The 18,695-nt window shown below is 60.5% G+C and carries 17 protein-coding genes; 9 read left to right on the top strand and 8 right to left on the bottom strand.

What is annotated here, in order from left to right; translation table 11 throughout:
• Position 1 precedes the first annotated feature (1 nt).
• The 5 genes from pstA (at position 2) to AC07OT_RS10330 (ending at position 5,305) form a co-directional block, all read left to right on the top strand.
• Positions 2 to 1,672, top strand: coding sequence for a phosphate ABC transporter permease PstA (pstA, locus tag AC07OT_RS10350; protein ID WP_495108008.1), 1,671 nt, complete (start codon positions 2 to 4; stop codon positions 1,670 to 1,672).
• 133 nt (positions 1,673 to 1,805) lie between these two features.
• Positions 1,806 to 2,639 (top strand): phosphate ABC transporter ATP-binding protein PstB, encoded by an 834-nt coding sequence (pstB, locus tag AC07OT_RS10345; protein ID WP_027608247.1) that lies wholly within the window; start codon positions 1,806 to 1,808, stop codon positions 2,637 to 2,639.
• Between the two features lie 70 nt (positions 2,640 to 2,709).
• The gene (phoU, locus tag AC07OT_RS10340; protein ID WP_027608248.1) at positions 2,710 to 3,471 is read left to right on the top strand and encodes a phosphate signaling complex protein PhoU; all 762 of its coding nucleotides are present in this window, start codon (positions 2,710 to 2,712) and stop codon (positions 3,469 to 3,471) included.
• 168 nt (positions 3,472 to 3,639) lie between these two features.
• Positions 3,640 to 4,551: a response regulator gene (locus AC07OT_RS10335; RefSeq protein ID WP_495108007.1), complete on the top strand. Its 912-nt coding sequence runs from the start codon at positions 3,640 to 3,642 to the stop codon at positions 4,549 to 4,551.
• Positions 4,552 to 4,633: 82 nt separating this feature from the next.
• Positions 4,634 to 5,305 carry a peptidoglycan DD-metalloendopeptidase family protein gene (locus tag AC07OT_RS10330; protein ID WP_495108006.1) on the top strand — a complete coding sequence of 224 codons (672 nt, stop codon included), beginning with the start codon at positions 4,634 to 4,636 and terminating at the stop codon, positions 5,303 to 5,305.
• Positions 5,306 to 5,308: 3 nt separating this feature from the next.
• Here AC07OT_RS10330 and AC07OT_RS10325 read toward each other — a convergent pair whose 3' ends face one another.
• The 3 genes from AC07OT_RS10325 to phoB all read right to left on the bottom strand — a co-directional run bounded on the left by AC07OT_RS10325 (position 5,309) and on the right by phoB (position 8,978).
• Positions 5,309 to 6,649 (bottom strand): hemolysin family protein, encoded by a 1,341-nt coding sequence (locus AC07OT_RS10325; protein ID WP_098480703.1) that lies wholly within the window; start codon positions 6,647 to 6,649, stop codon positions 5,309 to 5,311.
• 270 nt (positions 6,650 to 6,919) lie between these two features.
• A complete protein-coding gene (gene phoR, locus AC07OT_RS10320) occupies positions 6,920 to 8,206 on the bottom strand; it encodes a phosphate regulon sensor histidine kinase PhoR (protein WP_495108099.1) in 1,287 nt (428 codons plus the stop codon).
• A gap of 82 nt (positions 8,207 to 8,288) precedes the next feature.
• A complete protein-coding gene (gene phoB, locus AC07OT_RS10315; RefSeq protein ID WP_003176964.1) occupies positions 8,289 to 8,978 on the bottom strand; it encodes a phosphate regulon transcriptional regulator PhoB in 690 nt (229 codons plus the stop codon).
• Between the two features lie 154 nt (positions 8,979 to 9,132).
• On the opposite strand from phoB, the gene AC07OT_RS10310 reads away from it, so the two are divergent.
• Positions 9,133 to 9,510: a COG4315 family predicted lipoprotein gene (locus AC07OT_RS10310; RefSeq protein WP_495108005.1), complete on the top strand. Its 378-nt coding sequence runs from the start codon at positions 9,133 to 9,135 to the stop codon at positions 9,508 to 9,510.
• A 68-nt stretch (positions 9,511 to 9,578) separates the two neighbouring features.
• Here the strand turns inward: AC07OT_RS10310 and ubiA are convergent, their stop codons facing one another.
• Complete coding sequence (gene ubiA, locus AC07OT_RS10305; RefSeq protein WP_495108004.1) at positions 9,579 to 10,469, bottom strand: 4-hydroxybenzoate octaprenyltransferase; 891 nt, start codon at positions 10,467 to 10,469, stop codon at positions 9,579 to 9,581.
• The gene (locus tag AC07OT_RS10300) at positions 10,469 to 11,032 is read right to left on the bottom strand and encodes a chorismate--pyruvate lyase family protein (protein ID WP_495108003.1); all 564 of its coding nucleotides are present in this window, start codon (positions 11,030 to 11,032) and stop codon (positions 10,469 to 10,471) included. The genes ubiA and AC07OT_RS10300 overlap by 1 nt, the downstream gene beginning before the upstream one ends.
• Positions 11,033 to 11,229: 197 nt before the next feature.
• Between AC07OT_RS10300 and AC07OT_RS10295 the strand changes: the two genes are divergently transcribed.
• The 3 genes from AC07OT_RS10295 to AC07OT_RS10285 all read left to right on the top strand — a co-directional run bounded on the left by AC07OT_RS10295 (position 11,230) and on the right by AC07OT_RS10285 (position 13,049).
• Entirely contained in the window at positions 11,230 to 11,397 is a 168-nt protein-coding gene (locus AC07OT_RS10295) for a rubredoxin (RefSeq protein ID WP_003213373.1), read from the top strand.
• A 36-nt stretch (positions 11,398 to 11,433) separates the two neighbouring features.
• On the top strand, positions 11,434 to 12,582 hold the full coding sequence (locus AC07OT_RS10290) for an NAD(P)/FAD-dependent oxidoreductase (protein WP_495100803.1): 1,149 nt from the start codon (positions 11,434 to 11,436) through the stop codon (positions 12,580 to 12,582).
• 191 nt (positions 12,583 to 12,773) lie between these two features.
• A complete protein-coding gene (locus AC07OT_RS10285; RefSeq protein ID WP_003213368.1) occupies positions 12,774 to 13,049 on the top strand; it encodes an HU family DNA-binding protein in 276 nt (91 codons plus the stop codon).
• Positions 13,050 to 13,153: 104 nt separating this feature from the next.
• Here the strand turns inward: AC07OT_RS10285 and AC07OT_RS10280 are convergent, their stop codons facing one another.
• Genes AC07OT_RS10280 through AC07OT_RS10270 form a run of 3 tightly spaced genes read right to left on the bottom strand, consistent with a single transcriptional unit; the run spans position 13,154 to position 18,687 of the window.
• The gene (locus tag AC07OT_RS10280; RefSeq protein ID WP_442116581.1) at positions 13,154 to 13,741 is read right to left on the bottom strand and encodes a DUF8309 domain-containing protein; all 588 of its coding nucleotides are present in this window, start codon (positions 13,739 to 13,741) and stop codon (positions 13,154 to 13,156) included.
• A 35-nt stretch (positions 13,742 to 13,776) separates the two neighbouring features.
• A complete protein-coding gene (locus AC07OT_RS10275) occupies positions 13,777 to 18,240 on the bottom strand; it encodes an RHS repeat-associated core domain-containing protein (RefSeq protein ID WP_495108002.1) in 4,464 nt (1,487 codons plus the stop codon).
• 12 nt (positions 18,241 to 18,252) lie between these two features.
• Entirely contained in the window at positions 18,253 to 18,687 is a 435-nt protein-coding gene (locus tag AC07OT_RS10270; protein WP_495108001.1) for a DcrB-related protein, read from the bottom strand.
• Positions 18,688 to 18,695: the final 8 nt, after the last annotated feature.

The following is an 18,695-nucleotide window of genomic DNA, read 5'->3' as shown; positions in this document are numbered from 1 at the left end:
TGTGAAACAGAACTCCCTGAATGGATGGTTCAAGAGCGGCGCTCCCGGCGTCTGGATCAGCGGTGGCGCGGTGTCCATCGCGGTCATCATGACCATTGGTTTGCTGGCCGTGATTGCCGTGCGTGGCCTGGGCCACTTCTGGCCGGCCGACCTGATCCAGGCCAACTACAACGTGCCGGGCCAGGAAAACCATATCGTCATCGGCGAAGTGGTGCAGAAAGAAGAAGTGCCGCGCGAGCGCCTGAAAAGCGCGGGCCTGCCGGTGCCCGATGCGGGCCCGGAGTTCATGACCCGCGAGCTGATCAAGGTCGGCAACCGCGATCTGAACGGCAACGACTTCACCTGGATCGTCGGCGAGTGGTTGAAGGACCAGAGCACGCCGAAGAACCTGATGACCATCGAACGTCGTGAGTGGGGCAACTTCTACGGCACCCTGGTCAACGTCAAGCAGGATGGCAAGGTCATCGCTGAAGGCGAGGCCGCGTGGCCGGAGCTGCAAGCGCGTGTCGACCGCGTCAACAAGCTCGCTGCCCAGCTCAAGACACTCGAAAAATCTGACATCGGCGCGATCAACGCCGGGCTTGAACGCATCCGCCTGCATGGCCGCAAACTGGAACTGGAAGGCAAGCTCGACGCCGCCGCCCAGGCCGACATGGACTCCGGTCGCGCCGAGCTGAATGCCCGTTACCAGGACATCGAAGCACGCCTGGCCGACCTGCACGCCCAGTTCAATCGCGATGCCCTGACGGCGCGTGATGCGAACGGCAAGGAAGTTGAAATCGGCATCGGCAAAGTCGTTCACGCCTACCAGCCGAACGCCATGGGCACACTGACCAAGATCGGCTTCTACTTCAGCAAGGTCTGGGAATTCCTCAGCGATGACCCACGGGAAGCCAACACCGAGGGCGGGATTTTCCCGGCTATCTTCGGCACCGTGATGATGACCCTGATCATGGCAATGATCGTTACCCCGTTCGGCGTGCTGGCAGCCGTGTACCTGCGTGAATACGCCAAGCAGAACACCCTGACCCGCGTTATCCGGATCGCCGTGAACAACCTGGCTGGCGTACCGGCCATCGTCTACGGCGTGTTCGGCCTGGGCTTCTTCGTGTATGTCCTGGGTGGCTCGGTTGACCGTCTGTTCTTCGCCGAAGCCCTGCCGGCCCCGACCTTCGGTACGCCGGGCCTGCTGTGGGCCTCGCTGACCCTGGCGCTGCTGGCGGTGCCGGTGGTGATCGTGGCCACCGAAGAAGGCCTGGCGCGGATTCCTCGCACTGTGCGCGAAGGGTCCCTGGCTCTCGGCGCGACCAAGGCGGAAACGCTGTGGAAGATCGTGCTGCCGATGGCCAGCCCGGCGATGATGACCGGCATGATCCTCGCCGTGGCCCGCGCCGCCGGTGAAGTGGCGCCGCTGATGCTGGTCGGCGTGGTGAAACTCGCCCCTTCGCTGCCGCTGGACGGCAACTACCCGTACCTGCACCTGGACCAGAAGATCATGCACCTGGGCTTCCATATTTATGACGTCGGTTTCCAGAGCCCTAACGTCGAGGCCGCACGGCCGCTGGTATACGCCACCGCCTTGCTGCTGGTGCTGGTGATCGCCACGCTCAACCTGTCGGCAGTGTGGATTCGTAACCACCTGCGCGAGAAGTACAAGGCGCTGGACAGCTGATCTGAATTGAACGCGGACTTATTTGTGGGAGGGGGCTTGCTCCCGATTGCGGTGTGCCAGCCAGCACACATGTTCCTGATGCACCGCTATCGGGGGCAAGCCCCCTCCCACACAACAGCACAGGGAGCATCCCATGCAACACGACACCCATTCCCACGGCATCAACATGTCTGCCCTGGGTCGCGACAAACAGAGCCTGAGCCTGGCCCAGGAAACCGTGGCCATCGAAGTACCGGGCCTGAGCCTGTATTACGGTGACAAGCAGGCGCTGTTCGACGTCAGCATGAATATCCCCAAGCAGCGCGTGACCGCCTTTATCGGCCCGTCGGGCTGCGGCAAGTCCACGCTGCTGCGTACCTTCAACCGCATGAACGACCTGGTGGACGGTTGCCGCGTGGACGGGGCCATCAACCTCTACGGCACCAACATCTACCGCAAGGGCGAAGACGTGGCCGAACTGCGTCGCCGTGTGGGCATGGTGTTCCAGAAGCCTAACCCGTTCCCCAAGACCATCTACGAAAACGTGGTCTACGGCCTGCGCATCCAGGGCATCAACAAAAAGCGCATCCTCGACGAAGCGGTTGAGTGGGCCCTTAAAGGCGCGGCGCTGTGGGACGAGGTCAAGGACCGCCTGCATGAGTCGGCACTCGGCCTGTCCGGCGGCCAGCAGCAGCGTCTGGTGATCGCGCGGACCATCGCCGTGGAGCCGGAAGTGCTGCTGCTCGACGAACCGTGCTCGGCACTCGACCCGATCTCGACGCTGAAAGTCGAAGAGCTGATCTACGAGCTCAAGTCCAAGTTCACCATCGTTATCGTGACCCACAACATGCAACAGGCGGCGCGGGTTTCCGACTACACCGCGTTCATGTACATGGGCAAGCTGGTGGAGTTCGGCGATACCGACACCCTGTTCACCAATCCGGCGAAGAAGCAGACCGAAGACTACATCACCGGTCGCTACGGCTAGGAAGCTGTGGTTCTGATTGCACTGACGCTGCGGTTCTCCGCACCTTACCGGACGCTCCAAGGACGCCAACATGATTAGCAAAGAAGGCCTTACCCACCATATCTCCGCGCAGTTCAACGCCGAGCTCGAGGAAGTGCGCAGCCACCTCCTGGCGATGGGCGGGCTGGTGGAGAAGCAAGTCAACGATGCCGTGACCGCGCTGATCGAGGCCGACTCGGGCCTGGCCCAGCAAGTGCGCGAGATCGACGACCAGATCAACCAGATGGAACGCAACATCGACGAAGAATGCCTGCGCATTCTCGCCCGTCGCCAGCCGGCAGCCTCCGACCTGCGCTTGATCATCAGCATTTCCAAGTCGGTGATCGACCTCGAGCGGATCGGCGACGAAGCCACCAAGATTGCCCGCCGTGCGATCCAGCTATGCGAAGAGGGTGAAGCGCCGCGCGGTTATGTCGAAGTGCGTCATATCGGCGACCAGGTGCGCAACATGGTCCGGGATGCCCTGGATGCCTTTGCGCGCTTTGACGCCGAGCTGGCATTGTCGGTAGCGCAGTACGACAAGGTCATCGACCGTGAATACAAGACCGCCCTGCGTGAGCTGGCCACCTACATGATGGAAGACCCGCGCTCTATCTCGCGGGTCTTGAGCATCATCTGGGTGCTGCGCTCCCTGGAGCGTATCGGCGATCACGCGCGCAATATCTCGGAACTGGTGATCTACCTGGTGCGCGGTACCGACGTACGGCACATGGGCCTCAAGCGCATGAAGGCCGAAGTTGAGGGTTCAGCCGATCAAATCCCTAATGTTCCGGGCGAACCTGACGATAAGTAAGGTTGCCCGAGAAATTAACGCCCGGCCTTTGGTCGGGCGTTTTCGTTTGTGGCGCCTGAATTTTTTGCGAATCGGGTAAAAGAAAGTCCGAACGTGACTACAGAGTTTTGGCAAAATGCCATTAGTCAGGCGTTTTGCGTGCCGAAGTTTTTATAGGATGAAGGGTCGATGAGTAAAGTCAGTGTATTGGTGGTGGATGACGCCTCGTTTATCCGCGACCTGGTGAAGAAGTGCCTGCGCAACTACTTCCCCGGGATCAAGCTTGAAGATGCGGTAAACGGCAAGAAGGCCCAGACCATCCTGATGCGCGAGAGCTTCGACCTGGTGCTGTGCGACTGGGAAATGCCGGAGATGTCCGGCCTGGAGTTGTTGACCTGGTGCCGTGAGCAACCGCACCTCAAGGCCATGCCGTTTGTGATGGTGACCAGCCGTGGCGATAAAGAGAACGTGGTCCAGGCGATCCAGGCCGGGGTTTCCGGCTACGTCAGTAAACCGTTCACCAACGAGCAACTGCTGAACAAGGTCAAGCAGGCCCTGCACAAGGTCGGTCGCCTCGACGCCCTGGTCGCCAGCGCGCCGACCAAGATGAACTCGGCCTTTGGCAATGATTCCCTGAGCGCCCTGACCGGTGGCAAGCCCGAAGCCGTGCGTGCAGCCCCCGTTGCGGCGGCGGCACCTGCGCCAAGCAAAGGCCTGCTTAACAACGCCCCGCCGGTCCAAGCGCCAGGCGCTGCACCCACTGGCGGCCGTGGCCAGGGCCAGTTGCGCCTGTCCAGCGGCACCCAGCAATGCGTGATCAAGGCACTGAGCATCAAGGAAGCGCTGCTGGTGGTGCGTCGCGGTGAGGTCCTGCCTCAGGTACTGGAAAGTGCCGTGCTCGACCTGGAACAGGGCGACAACGCCGAGGTGGCGCGTCTGAACGGCTACCTGCACGCCATCGTCGCCTTCGAACCCAAGCCGGACAGTGACTGGCTGCAACTGACCTTCCGCTTTATCGACCAGGATGCGCAGAAGCTCGACTACATCTCTCGTCTGATTGCGCGCGGTACGGCGCAGAAGCATTTTGTGCCGGGGGCCTGACCTTCAGTCCGAAGGGGCGTGCCCCGGGATTGTCATGATCCCTTGCTAGCTTGCTGTTCATTCACTCCGGCAGGTTCGCGCCATGCTCCTTCGCCTTTTGCTGTCCTGCATGTTGGCCTTGGTCGCCAATTCGACCCAGGCCATGACCCTGTACAAATCCACCGATGCCAACGGCATGGTGTTTTTCAGCGATCGGCACACCCCCGGCGCCCAGGCATTCGTGATCCAGGAGCGTAGGGTCGAGCGCGTACAGCCGCCGGTACTCTACAGGCCACAACCCGTTTACCCGCGACAAGCCTACCGCTACCCCTTGCCCTGGCGTGGCGGCCCGTTCCGCCTGACCCAAGGCCCCAACGGCAGCTTCAGCCACACCGACGCCAAAAGCCTCTACGCCATGGACATCGCCATGCCCGAAGGCACGCCGATCATCGCGGCACGCAGCGGTGTGGTGGTGAAAATCGAGAATAGCCAGATCGGACGCGGCAACGATGCGTCAGGCAATTTTGTGCGCGTGCAGCACGATGACGGCACCCAGGGCGTGTACCTGCACCTCAAGCAAGGCTCGGTGAGTGTCAGGCCGGGGCAGCGTGTGGCGGTGGGCAGCGCACTGGGGTTGTCGGGCAATACCGGCAACAGCAGCGGGCCGCACCTGCACTTTGTGGTGCAACAGAGTACAGCGGCCGGGCTGGTGTCGATTCCTTACGAATTCAACCAGCCGGTCGGGACATTGCCCAATTTTGCATTGGGCAATTGAGGGTCAATCCAGCAGCAGGACCTTGGCCAGCACGATCTTCGGCCCTTTCATCTTCTTGATGATGATCCGCAAGCCTTCAACCTCCAGCACTTCTTCCTCTTCCGGCACGCGCTTGAGGGTGTCGTAGATCAGCCCTGCGAGGGTTTCGGCCTCGATGTGGTCCAGGTCGACGCCCAACAGGCGTTCCACCTTGAACAGCGGCGTATCGCCCCGTACCAGCAGTTTGCCGGGCTGGTAGGCGAGGATGCCGCGCTCGGCCTTGCGGTGTTCGTCCTGGATATCGCCTACCAGCACTTCCAGCACGTCTTCCATGGTCAGGTAGCCGATGATCTTGCCGTCGGCTTCTTCCACCAGGGCAAAGTGCGCGCCGCCTTTGCGGAACTGCTCCAGCAACTGCGACAACGGCATGTGCCGCGACACACGTTCCAGCGGGCGGGTCAGCTCGGCCAGGTTGAACGATTCGGGGATGTGGTCCAGGGCCGCCAGTTCCAGCAGCAGGTCCTTGATGTGCAAAAGCCCGACAAACTCGTTGCGCACCGCGTCATACACCGGATAGCGGCTGAATTTATGGCGGCGGAACAGCGCGAGGATTTCCTTGAGCGGGGCGTTGAAGTCCAGGGTCACCAGGTCTTCACGGGAGTTGGCCCAGTCCACCACTTCCAGCTCGCCCATTTCCACGGCGGAGGCCAGTACGCGCATGCCTTGGTCGCTCGGGTCCTGGCCACGGCTGGAGTGCAGGATCAGCTTGAGCTCTTCGCGGCTGTAATGGTGTTCGTGGTGCGGGCCGGGTTCGCCTTGGCCGGCGATGCGCAGGATCGCGTTGGCGCTGGCGTTGAGCAGGTAGATCGCCGGGTACATGGCCCAGTAGAAAAGGTACAGCGGCACCGCCGTCCACAGTGACAGCAGTTCGGGCTTGCGAATGGCCCAGGACTTGGGCGCCAGTTCACCGACCACGATGTGCAGGTAGGAAATCACGAAGAACGCGGCAAAGAACGACACGCCCTTGATCACTTCCGGCGATTCGACACCTAGGGCGCCCAGCAGCGGTTCGAGGATGTGCGCGAACGCCGGCTCACCGACCCAGCCCAGGCCCAGGGAGGCCAGGGTGATACCCAGCTGGCATGCCGACAGGTAGGCGTCGAGCTGGCTGTGCACGGTGCGCAGGATCTGCCCGCGCCAGCCGTTGGTGTGGGCGATGGCCTCGACCCGGGTCGAGCGCAGCTTGACCATGGCAAATTCCGCCGCAACGAAAAAACCGTTGAGCAGTACCAGGATCAGAGCAAAAAGAATCATGCCGAAATCGGCGAAGAGTGTGGCGAGGGTGATACCAGGGGAAGGGTCCATGATTGGGTTTTGCAGGTTCCGTGTGTTCAATAAGGGGTGACAGAAGGGCCTGAAAGGCAGGCGCAAGTCGGCCAATGTAGCGGCTGACGGGGCGCTTGCCTAGTGGGTGCCGCCGGGTGGGGTGTGGAATGCTTTATTCGAAACAGCACAATTCCAATTGTGGGAGGGGGCTTGCTCCCGATAGCAGTGTGTCAGTCAGCATATCTGATACTGATGCACCGCCATCGGGAGCAAGCCCCCTCCCACATTTGGTTTTGTGCTGTGTTTGAGTTATTCATCATTCCCGACGAGCCGCGAACGGGTCATCTGCCCTGGCGGAAAGTGGCAGGTGAATGTACTGCCATGCCCCAGCACACTGCTGATTTCCAGGCGTGCGCGGTGGCGCAGCAGCACATGCTTGACGATGGCCAGGCCCAGCCCGGTGCCGCCGGTGTTGGAGTTGCGGCTGGAATCGACACGGTAGAAACGCTCGGTCAGGCGCGGCAGATGCTTGGCGTCGATGCCGATGCCGGAGTCCTGCACGCTCAGGTGTGCGCCTTGCTCGTCGGCCCACCAGCGGATGCGGATAGTGCCCTTGTCCTGGGTGTACTTCACCGCGTTGAACACCAGGTTGGAGAACGCGCTGCGCAATTCGCCTTCGCTGCCTTTGAGCAACACCTGCGGGTCGGCATCCAGGCTGATCTGCTGCCCGCGCTCGCCCGAGAGGGCCTTGGCGTCATTCTTGATGGTCTGCAACAGGCTGTGGACGGCTACCGGTTGGTTGTCCGACGGATAATCCGTGGCCTCGAGCTTGGCCAGCAACAGCAAGTCGTTGAGCAGGGTCTGCATGCGTGAACCCTGCTGCTGCATCTGTTGCAGGGCACGGCTCCAGCGCGGGTTGATCTCCTCGACGTTGTCCAGCAGCGTCTCCAGGTAGCCGCAGATCACCGTCAAGGGCGTGCGCAGTTCGTGGGAGACGTTGGCAACGAAGTCTTTGCGCATCTGCTCCAGCTGATGGATGCGGGTGACGTCGCGCACCAGCATCAGGTGTTCGTTGTTGCCGTAGCGGGTCAGGTACAACTGGATACGCACACGGTCGTTGGTGGGCGAGGGGATCTCCAGCGCTTCTTCGTAGTTGTCCTGCTCGAAGTATTCCTTGAAGCGCGGGTGACGCACCAGGTTGGTTACCGGCTGGCCGCTGTCCTGGGGCGTCTTGAGGCCCAGCAGGGTCTCGGCGGCGCGGTTCCACCACTCCAGGTTGCCGTCGCTGTCGAGCATGATCACCGCGTCCTTGAGCGCAGCGGTGGACTCCTGCACTCGGTCGATCACGGCTTGCAGGCGCCCGCGTACCCGTTGGTCGCGGCGTTGCAGGTGGTAGATGCTGTCGAACACCTCACCCCACAGGCCGTAGCCATCGGGCGGTGCTTCATCGGGTTTGTGCTGGCGCAGCCATTCATGCAGGCGCAGCAATTGCTTGAGGGTCCAGCCCAGGTACAGGCCGATACCGATGGCCAGGCTCCAGCCGTAATAGCCGCTGACCAGGCCCACCAACAGGCAGCCGGTGATCAACAGGAGCATGTGGCGGATCAGGGTGCCATGCCAGTTCTGGTTCACTTAAACATGCGTCCTTGTCAGCTGTTAAGGAAGGAAAGTGACTGGCTCAGCCCTTGGTGGAGAACCGGTAGCCGGTGCCGCGCACGGTTTGTACCAGATTCTCGTAGGCATCGCCCAAGGCTTTGCGCAGGCGACGGATATGCACATCGACGGTGCGTTCCTCGACATACACGTTGCCGCCCCACACCTGGTCCAGCAACTGGCCACGGGTATAGGCACGCTCCTGGTGGGTCATGAAGAACTGCAGCAGGCGGTATTCGGTCGGGCCCATCTCGGCCGGCTTGCCGTCGATGGTCACGCGGTGGCTGATCGGGTCCAGCAGCAGGCCACCGACTTCGATAGGCGCTTCGCCATCGGTCGGGCCGGCACGGCGCAGCACGGCTTTCAGGCGCGCTACCAGTTCCCGTGGGGAAAACGGCTTGGTGATGTAGTCATCGGCGCCGACTTCCAGGCCCTGGATCTTGTTGTCTTCTTCGCCCTTGGCGGTGAGCATGATGATCGGGATATCCCCGGTCAGCTCATCGCGCTTGAGGCGGCGGGCCAGTTCGATGCCGGAGGTGCCGGGCAGCATCCAGTCCAGCAGGATCAGGTCCGGCTTGCGGTCGACGATAATGGCATGGGCCTGCTGGGAGTTCTCCGCCTCCAGGCAGTCATAGCCGGCCATTTCCAACGCAACGGCGATCATCTCGCGGATGGGCGCTTCGTCGTCAACAATCAGAATGCTCCTGCCAACCATGCCTAAAATCCTCTTGTCATTTAACTGTCTTGCGCCGCATTAGATAACGGAATTATTGCAGTCGTGTGACAGTAATTTAGTCGCTCGGGCAATTCGGGGCACTCTGGACTACGCTTTGGGTCCGAATCCTGACAACCACAAAAGGAAGGTTCCGATGACTCACAGTACTTTTTCCTGGAAGGCCCTGCTGGTCACGGCGGCGTTGACGCTGCCGACACTGGCATTCGCGGCGGAGCCGGCGATGACCCAGAACGGTCTGTTAGTGGATCACAGTGGGAAGACCCTTTACACCTTCGACAAGGACGCCGATGGCAAGTCAGTGTGCAAGGACCAGTGCGCGACCAACTGGCCGCCGCTGAAAGCAGAGTCTACCGACAAATCAATGGGCGATTGGAGCGTGATCACCCGTGATGACCAGACCAGTCAATGGGCTTACAAAGGCAAACCTGTCTACACCTACAAGGATGACCACAAGGCCGGCGACAAGAATGGTGATGGCAAGGGTGGGGCATGGCATGTGATCAAGCCCTGATTTCGCGGCGCTGCTGAAACCATCGGGGGCAAGCCCCCGATGATGCCCGACCAGACACCGCAAAAACCTCAGCGAAACGCGTAATCCGCCACAATCCCGACAAAAATCGCCAACCCGGCCCAGTGGTTGTGCAAAAACGCCTTGAAGCATTTCATCCGGTCCCGGTCGCGGGTGTACCAGAACTCCCAGGCAAAGCAGCCTGCCGCCGCCAGCAGGCCCAGGTGGAACCACCCCCCCAGCTCAAACCGTGAGCCGGCCAGCAACAGGCACAGCAGCGCCAGGCCTTGCAGGGTCAGGATGATCACACGGTCGGCATCGCCGAACAGTATGGCGGTGGACTTGACGCCGATCTTCAAGTCGTCGTCGCGGTCGGTCATCGCGTAATAGGTGTCGTAGGCTACTGTCCACAACAGGTTGGCTATATAGAGCAGCCAGGCGGTGGCAGGCAGGTGGCCGGTTTCGGCGGTAAACGCCATCGGCATGCCCCAGGAAAACGCCGCGCCCAGCACCACCTGGGGGTAATAGGTGTAGCGCTTCATGAACGGGTAGCTGACCGCCAGTGCCAGGCCGCCCAGCGATAACCAGATGGTGGTGGCGTTGGTCAGCAGCACCAGCAGGAAGCTGATCAGCATCAGTACTGCAAAGAACACCAGGGCCTCTTTCGAACGGATCCTGCCGCTGGCCAGCGGGCGTTGCGCGGTGCGTTTCACGTGGCCATCGACCTTGCGGTCCGCCCAGTCATTGATGACACAACCGGCAGCGCGAGTCAGCGTCACGCCCAGCACAAAAATCACGATGTTGGCCAGGGACGGCGAGCCCTTGCCGGCGATCCACAGCGCCCACAGCGTCGGCCACAGCAGCAGGTAGATGCCGATGGGCTTGTCCATGCGGGTCAACTGAATGAAATCCCAGGCCCTGGGGTGCAGGCGGTTCAAGGATTTGAGCAGACGTTGATACATCAGCAGTTCTCCGGATGGTCATGTAGCGCGTGCCAGAAAGCCGGCAGGAAGACTTCCGCTACCAGCACGCTCAGCGGCCCGCGATCGAAGCGTGAGCGGCGCGCCCACAGCCCGTCGGCCTGGTCCGTGGTGGGTAACCATTGGCGAGGGTAATGGCACACCTCGATGGCCTGGCGGGTGAACGCGCGGTCGCAAAACAGCAATTCGCCCAGGGAGCGGCTGCCCAATTCGTCCATCTGCAAGCCGTCGCCCTGCAACGCACTGCGCGCCGCCACACTGCGGGCGAACACCCAGGGTTGACCATGCCCGCGCAAATACACCTCGCGCACCCAACCGATACTGGCCGGTGGCATGTGCAGCGCCGCGCATTCATCATCGCGCAGCGGCTGCCAGCCTTCGAACAGCGGCGTCACGCTGAAACCATCGTGGGACAGCCACGTCAGCCGGCGGGTCAGCGAGCCTTCGTCGAACAGCCAGTTCAGGGTCAAGGGCGCGGGCGCAGGGCTCAGGAGGCTCTGGGTCAACCATTGGCAAGCATCGGGAAGGGCGATTGAGTGCGGCACGGTGCGTCAGTATTGGCAGCAAAAGAGGCGGCGAGCTTACCATGGCGTCCTGATCTTTTGCCGGGCCGGCCCGGCGCCTTGCGTCGATCAAGCTTGCATCTGTCGGCCCCGATCAGTACAAAACGCCCTGAGCCGCGCGGCAACGCTGGATCCATCGACCGCCGGCCAACCTGCCTGGACCCTGAGGAAGCAAGTAAATGAAGAAGTGGCAATGTGTAGTCTGCGGCCTGATCTATGACGAAAAAGACGGCTGGCCGGATGATGGTATCGCTCCGGGCACCCTGTGGCAGGACGTACCGGAAGACTGGCTGTGCCCGGACTGCGGCGTCGGCAAGATGGATTTCGAAATGATCGAAATCGGCTAATTTTCAGTTTCAGAGACGTACTACAAGGAGAACGGAATGAACGCACCTGTCGTGATCATCGGCACAGGATTGGCCGGTTACAACGTGGCCCGGGAGTTTCGCAAGCTCGACAGCGAGACCCCATTGCTGCTGATCACCGCGGATGACGGGCGCTCCTACTCCAAGCCCATGCTCTCCACCGGCTTTGGCAAGAACAAGGAAGCCGATGGCCTGAGCATGGCCGAACCCGGCGCCATGGCCGAGCAACTCAAGGCCGAAGTGCGCACCCACACCCGTGTCAGCGGCATTGACCCCGGCCACAAGCGCCTGTGGATCGGTGAAGAAGCGGTGGTCTATCGCGATCTGGTCCTGGCCTGGGGCGCAGAAACCGTGCGTGTCCCCGTCGAAGGCGATGCGGCTGAGCTGGTTTTCCCGATCAACGACCTCGAAGATTACGCCCGCTTTCGCGCCGCCGCGGCCGGCAAGCGCCGCGTGCTGCTGCTCGGCGCCGGCCTGATCGGCTGTGAATTCGCCAACGACCTGATCCTCGGCGGTTATGAAATCGACCTGGTGGCGCCGTGCGAGCAAGTGATGCCGACCCTGCTGCACCCGGCGGCGGCCGCAGCGGTACAGGCCGGCCTGGAAGGGCTGGGGGCGCGTTTCCACCTGGGCCCGGTGCTCAACCGCCTGCAACGCAGCGCTGACGGCCTGGAAGCGCATTTGTCGGACGGTGAAGTGGTGCACTGCGACCTGGTGGTCTCGGCCATCGGCCTGCGCCCGCGTGTCGACCTGGCCGCCGCCGCCGGTCTGCAGACCAATCGTGGGATCATGGTGGACCGCCACCTCAAGACCTCCCACGCCAATATCTACGCCCTGGGCGACTGCGCCGAGGTCGATGGCCTCAACCTGCTGTACGTCATGCCGCTGATGAGCTGCGCCCGTGCCCTGGCCCAGACCCTGGCCGGCAACGCCACAGCTGTCAGCTATGGCCCGATGCCGGTCACCGTGAAAACCCCGGTCTGCCCGCTGGTGGTTTCGCCACCGCCACGGGGCACCGAAGGGGTGTGGAGCGTCGAAGGCCAGGGTGCCGACATCAAGGCCCTGTGCCGCGACGCCAGCGGCCGCCTGCTGGGTTACGCGCTGACCGGCAGCGCCGTGATGGAAAAACTCGCCCTCAACAAAGAACTTCCGCCGTTGCTGGCGTAAATACCGGTCGTTCTGTCGGAATAAGCACGTTTTTCCCCCGAGAAAGGTCGCCGCGAGACTGGCGGAGCGTGCGAGGGCATGCCATCCTCACTCCCGTCTGCCGCAGAGTAGAGCCTGCGGCGCTTTGGGCGCTGCTCCACAGACGAGCAGCACGGACATAACAACAAAAAACCGTCAAAGAGGCTTCACATATGCGTAAACCAGAACTCGCAGCCGCCATCGCTGAAAAAGCGGATCTCACCAAAGAACAGGCCAACCGCGTCCTCAACGCCGTTCTCGAAGAAATCACCGGCGCCCTGCACCGCAAGGACAGCGTCACCCTGGTGGGCTTCGGCACCTTCCTGCAACGCCACCGTGGCGCCCGCACCGGCAAAAACCCGCAAACCGGTGAGCCTGTGAAGATCAAGGCGAGCAACACCGTTGCGTTCAAGCCGGGCAAGTCGCTCAAAGACAGCGTCAACCCGTAAGAGCAGTACCGTCCGAAGGGAGGCGGGGTGGTAGGAAAAATGGGCACGCCGACTGGGTTGGGTGCCCATTTTTTAATGCTTCAAACCACCTAAACACTGCTTGTTTATCTCAACGGCAAAGGCAGTCGTCGGGTTAAAGGCCTGAGGCTTTCACGATCGTTCCAGAGCCCCGGAAAGACTTCAAATTTCAAATCATCCCGGTTAACACCGGTATCGAAGTAGCGACACAGTCTGTCGCTGAGGTCCTCATCTCCCCACATGTTGGTCAACTCATACTTTTCGATAATGTCGCGACTGTCCGAAAGTTGCAGATCTTCCTTTAGTGCAGGTACCAGGCTGTAGTCAGCATCGCAGCCGATGCCGAGGTCAACAAGATCAGCATCTCGAAATGGAAAGCCACCCTCAAAGCTGACGTGGGGCCTGAGCCAATAACGCTCATGATCCGAAAGGCTAAATGGCGTGACGGAAATTAGTTTTTCCGTTGCCAATCTCTGGGTGACCACCTTGCCGACAAAACCACTGAACAGGATCATACTGTTGTCCAGCGCAAGATCGGTCCAGACGCCGTCCACGCTTCTCACATCGTAGAAGCGCATGACGGAGTTCTTGATCATCTGGCCTACGGTGTATAAGTCATCTCGCAATTTGAGGCTGACTAGATCGCCTTCCTTCCAGAGGATGCGCTTGGCCATGGGCCCACTCCATTTTCAATAGTCATTGATGATATTCACGAGCAGCGGCCTGCTCGCGCACCTCTGCTTTTGCCGGCGACTTTGACAGGGGCTTTGCCCTTGGTTTTATTCGCGGCTTTTATGCGTTTATCCAGTGCTTTGCCTGAGTCTGTCTGAGACAAATGTTTATCCGCCGCAGCCAGGTATTCTTTCCTTCGGCCATTTCCTTTGCCTACCGGGTTTTGTGCGTTGGCGGTTCCATCTTTTCCTCCCAAGCCTTCATACACTCGTTGTTCCAGCCCTCGTGTGGTGTCCTTGCCATCCTGGCCGTAGGCGGTATGCAGGACTTGAGGTGCTTGGCCGCCAAAGCGATCGAAATTTGACCCGTAGCGATAGTTCAACACGTCTGAACCTACCTGTTTGCCTTGCATGCTGGCATAACCGACATAAGGTTTGCCGGTCGCTTTGTCGACGCCCAGGTAGGTGATATGAGTCGCTGTGGTTGGACTGCCTGCCAGCCCCCACGCATCACACCAGCCCATCGGATTAGGCCCGTACTGATAGAGGTTCAAGCCACCGGCGAGTCCTATGGGGTCCGGCGTTATAAACCGACCTATATCGGGGTCGTAAAACCTGAACGTGTTGTAGTGCAAACCGGTTTCCCGGTCCAAGTATTGCCCCTGAAACCTCAAGTTCTGTTCTTCGATGTAAGAAGACTCTCTGGTTTCCTCGGCGGTATTACCCCAAGCGTAATAACTGGCCTGCCATACGCGGTGCCCATCGTGGTCCGTCAATTCGTGCGGCAGTCCGTTAGGATCGTTGTGGTAGTACCTGATTCTTTGCAGTGGTCCCAGGCCATCAACACGTGCCAGTGCTTCATAGCTCCCATCTTCATAAAGATAAAGGCTGGTCTGGTTATTACGGTGCTCTTGTATCAGTTGCAACCCGTCCCAGACAAAACGAGTGCTACCAAGCGTATTACCGTTGCTGTTTTGTTCGGTTTTTGTAATCCGACGACCTAAAGGGTCGTAGGTCATTGTGATGACAGTTTCATTGGCGGCGTGCTGATTTCGTATTTCGACCACTCTGCTTTCAGCGTCGTACTTGAATAGTTGAACGGCGCGACGAGCACTACGTTTTTCAACCAGCCGACCGAAACTGTCATACCGGTAACGCTTGTCTTGGTAGGTCATTAATTTGTTATGTACCACCAGGCCTACACCCGGCAGGGGACCATCCAGAAGGTTGGCCGCTGCGTCATAAGCAAAGCTTTCCTGCGTCCCATGTATTGGATTCTGGCTGGCAATGATGCGATCAGTGGCGTCGTAGTGAAACGACTGTTGGTGTGCAATTCCTGCTTTTTGTTCGTGGCGGGCGATCAGGTTGTCGCTGGGATCAAAGTCGAAGTATGTCGAACTCATTCCCGTCAGTGGTCGCGGCAGGGTACTTGGATACCGTACACGAGCGCGCAACCGCCCGCCTCGATCATATTCAGTGCGGGTGCTGATCTGACCTTGTGTGCGAAGTACTTCACGATGCAGGCGGTCCCGCTCGAAGTCACTGATGACTTGGCCATCGAGGTTGATCTGGTGCAAATGACCACTGCCGTAGTACAGACGGTTGATCCAGCGACCATCGGGTAATTGGGTCTGGGTCAGATTGCCCAATTCGTCATAGCGATGTTTCAAACTGCCGGCCGAGCTTTGCTCTTCGAGTGGCTGGCCGAGGGCGTCATAGCGATAACTCAATTTTTGTTCGTTGCCTTGGGCGTCCTTGAACGTGATTGCGATCAATTGATCCAGGAGATCGTATAAATAATCCGTGCGGCCATCGTCGGTGATTTTGACAACCAGGCGCCCGGCAGCGTCACGCTCCAAATAGTGAACAATAGGCTGTACAGGGATACCTGACGCATTGCTGTCGTGAGTTGGTAAAGCAGTGACGCTGGTGATGCTGTTCAATGCATCGTAGTCATAGTGATGGGCGCTGCCATCTAGGTCGCGCTGCTCGACCAGGCGATCATTGGCATTCCACGTGAAACGATAACATTCGCCATTCTCATTGGTCAGTGCTTGCAGCCGTGCGTAGCTGTCATAGCTGAATTGCACTTTGCGGCCGTGCGCATCCGTGCGCTGGCGAATGCGCCCGCGGGGGTTGTACTGATAATGAGTCGAGTGGCCTGACGGGTCGGTATGGACCGTCAATTGTCCGCAGGCGTTGCGTTGAAAATACTCGATACGACCATCTGGCAACTGCTGGCTGAGCATCCTGCCCATCGTGTCGTATGTGAAGGTTGTTCGTTCCCCTAGCGGATCGGTAATGACCTGCAAATAACCGCGCTCGTCATAACTGAACCGCGTCGGGTAACCCGAGCAATCAATATGCTCAACCAATTGCCCGAACGGGTTCCAGCGCAGCTTTTTGCTTTTGCCGGTGGCATCGATGATCTCCACGACTTGGCCGTGATCGTCATAGCGATAGCGAGTGACATAGCCCAGCGGGTCGGTTTCGGCGATGCAGTTGCCGCGCGGGTCGTAGCGATACGCCCAGCTATTGTCGGAGGCGTCGGTCTCCACCAGCGGCAGTGCCCAGTGCTCAAGCCACAAGGTCGAGTCGCTGCGGCCCAGCGGGTCGGTCTCACCGATCAGGTTGCCGGCGTCGTCGTAGCTGTATGCATAGCGCCCGCCCAGTGGATCGGTGGTGCTGAGCAATTGGCGCTCGTCGTTCCATTCGAATAGCCAGGTTTGCCCGAGATTGTCGCAGTAGCGAACGATCTGGTGCTGGGTGTTCCAGTGGCGAGTACTGACGCGTTGCAAGCCGTCGGTAATCCGCGTGATACCGGCCTGCAAGTCATAGTCGAACTGGTAGGCGTCGCCTTCGTCGGTCCAGTGCCGGACCACGCGCCATTCCACGTCTTCAACCAACGCCCATTCGTAGAAACAGCGCAGACCGGTCGGCAACTGGTGCTCGACCATGCGCTGGCCGGCATCATAGCTGAAGCGTCGCTGTACCTGGCCAGTGGCATCGCGGACCTCAGCCAGGTTGCCGATAGCGTCGTAGCCATAGCTTACGAGTACTTCGCGACGCTGATCGGGGTACAGCCGTTCGAGCCGCACCACGTGGCCTTGATCGCGGATCAACTCCACTTGCACCAGGTCGAACGTATCGCGCAGCCGGATCAGCCGCCCGGCTTCGTCGTAATCAACATGGATGCGGTTGTCGTTGCGGTCGCCGAGCTGGCTGAGGCGCAGCAACGCCGGGTTGGCGGAAGGCTCAAATAAGCGATACAGCCCGTCATCGCTTTCGATCAGCAATTGCCCGTTGAGGTGTCGGCGCACGGCCAGCCCTTCACCGGCGCTGAACACCGCGCCGCCCAGGGGAATGCTGCCCATGTCGATAGGCCGGCCCTGTTCATCGGTGTAGACCAGCGTTTCGCCGCCGTCGGGGTGAGGCTGGATGTCGACGCACACTTCATACGGCACGCTCCAGCCTGCGCCGAACAGGCTGCCCGAGCGTTCGTCGCGGCTGTTGTAGAAGCGTTGCCAATCAATCGGCAGGATGCCGGGCAGGACAAAATCCAGCTCATCATCGCCGCCCAGCACCTTGGCGCCGGTGGCCGCATGCACCGGGTTCGACGAGCCCATGGCCGCATTGGCCATCGCCCCCATCGCGCTGCTCACGGCCATCGAGGTCGCGCCGCCGATCAACATGCACGGCAGCTTGCTGAAGAACTTGCCCTTGCCGCCCTTGAGCATCAACAACGCCGTCACCGCCAGCCCGACGCCCGGCGTCTTGCCGCTGCGGATCTCGCGCACCACCACCGAACCGCCGCCAATGGTCACGTTGGAGGAAATCAGCCCCGACGACACCACCGTTGCATCGCAGGTGCTGCGGTCACCGCTGCGCACTGCCGGCTGGCCATTGATGGTGACTTTTTCCGAACCCTCGGCCAGAAACTGCGGCGGCATCGGCGGGTGCTTCATGCACGTGACCAAATCCAGCGGCTTGGGTTCGGCGCCGGGCGCAGGTGTGGCAACCGTGGGGCGCCACATCTGCGAGAAGAAACTCTCGGCCATGTCCAGGTAGCTGGCTTCCGGCTCGGGCGCGGGTTCTTCCAGTTCAGTGCCGGCGGGTGCGACGTGAGAACTGATCGCCCCGGCAGCGCGAGCGGCCGGAATACTGTTGGTGAGGGTATTGGTGGAGCCTGTGAGAATGTTCGCCTGCACCGTGGGTGGAAACAGGGCGTTGCTGAAGCTCTCGCATAAATTCGATAAGCCTTTGTCCGCCCCGGTCTTGCTCATGGCCAGGCCGACAATCGTGCCCACCACGGCGCCCAGCAGGAAACAGCCGAGCCCGCCGGTGGCCACGGTAATCCCGGTGGCGGCAACCACCGCCGCAGTCGCCACCGCCGTGATTGCGATGTTGGCCGCCACCTCCAGCACACCGCCGAGGATGTCGGCCATCATCGAAGTGTGGGAGAGCGCATCGCCCATCCGGGCCGCCCATAACGCGTCAGACATGCGGGCAGCTCATCAGGAAATAGCGTCGAACGACAGCGAGTTTTTGATCAAGGCCCAGTGCGCCGCCTCTGCATCCCCCAGCGTGTCCGCCTTCACATAACTCAACGCGAGCATCTTGCGCGTGCCCGGTATCACCAGCGCCAACTGATACTGGAATACCTTGTCATTGCCCTTGTTGAATTGGCTGCGCAGCTCGATGCCTTCCACCTCCTGCGCGGCGCCCAAACTCACGTCCACACCCGGTTGATAGCGTAAATCCTGCACCTGTTTTTCCAGGCGCTGGAGCTGGTCGTTGAAGTTGCTGTGCAGGGTTTCGCCGTCAGCCAACAGGCTGCGGCTGACGATCAGGGATGTGCCCAACTCCGGGAACTTGAGGATATTGATCGTCGCGTCCTGCAACTCACTGGCGGGCAATTGGAACTGGAATTCGTTGATTCGGTACGTCATGGCAAACG

It is taken from the genome of Pseudomonas sp. GW821-FHT09C10 (genome assembly GCF_059418085.1).
Note: the sequence above shows the minus strand (reverse complement) of the source record. Positions and strands in the feature narration are given on the sequence as shown.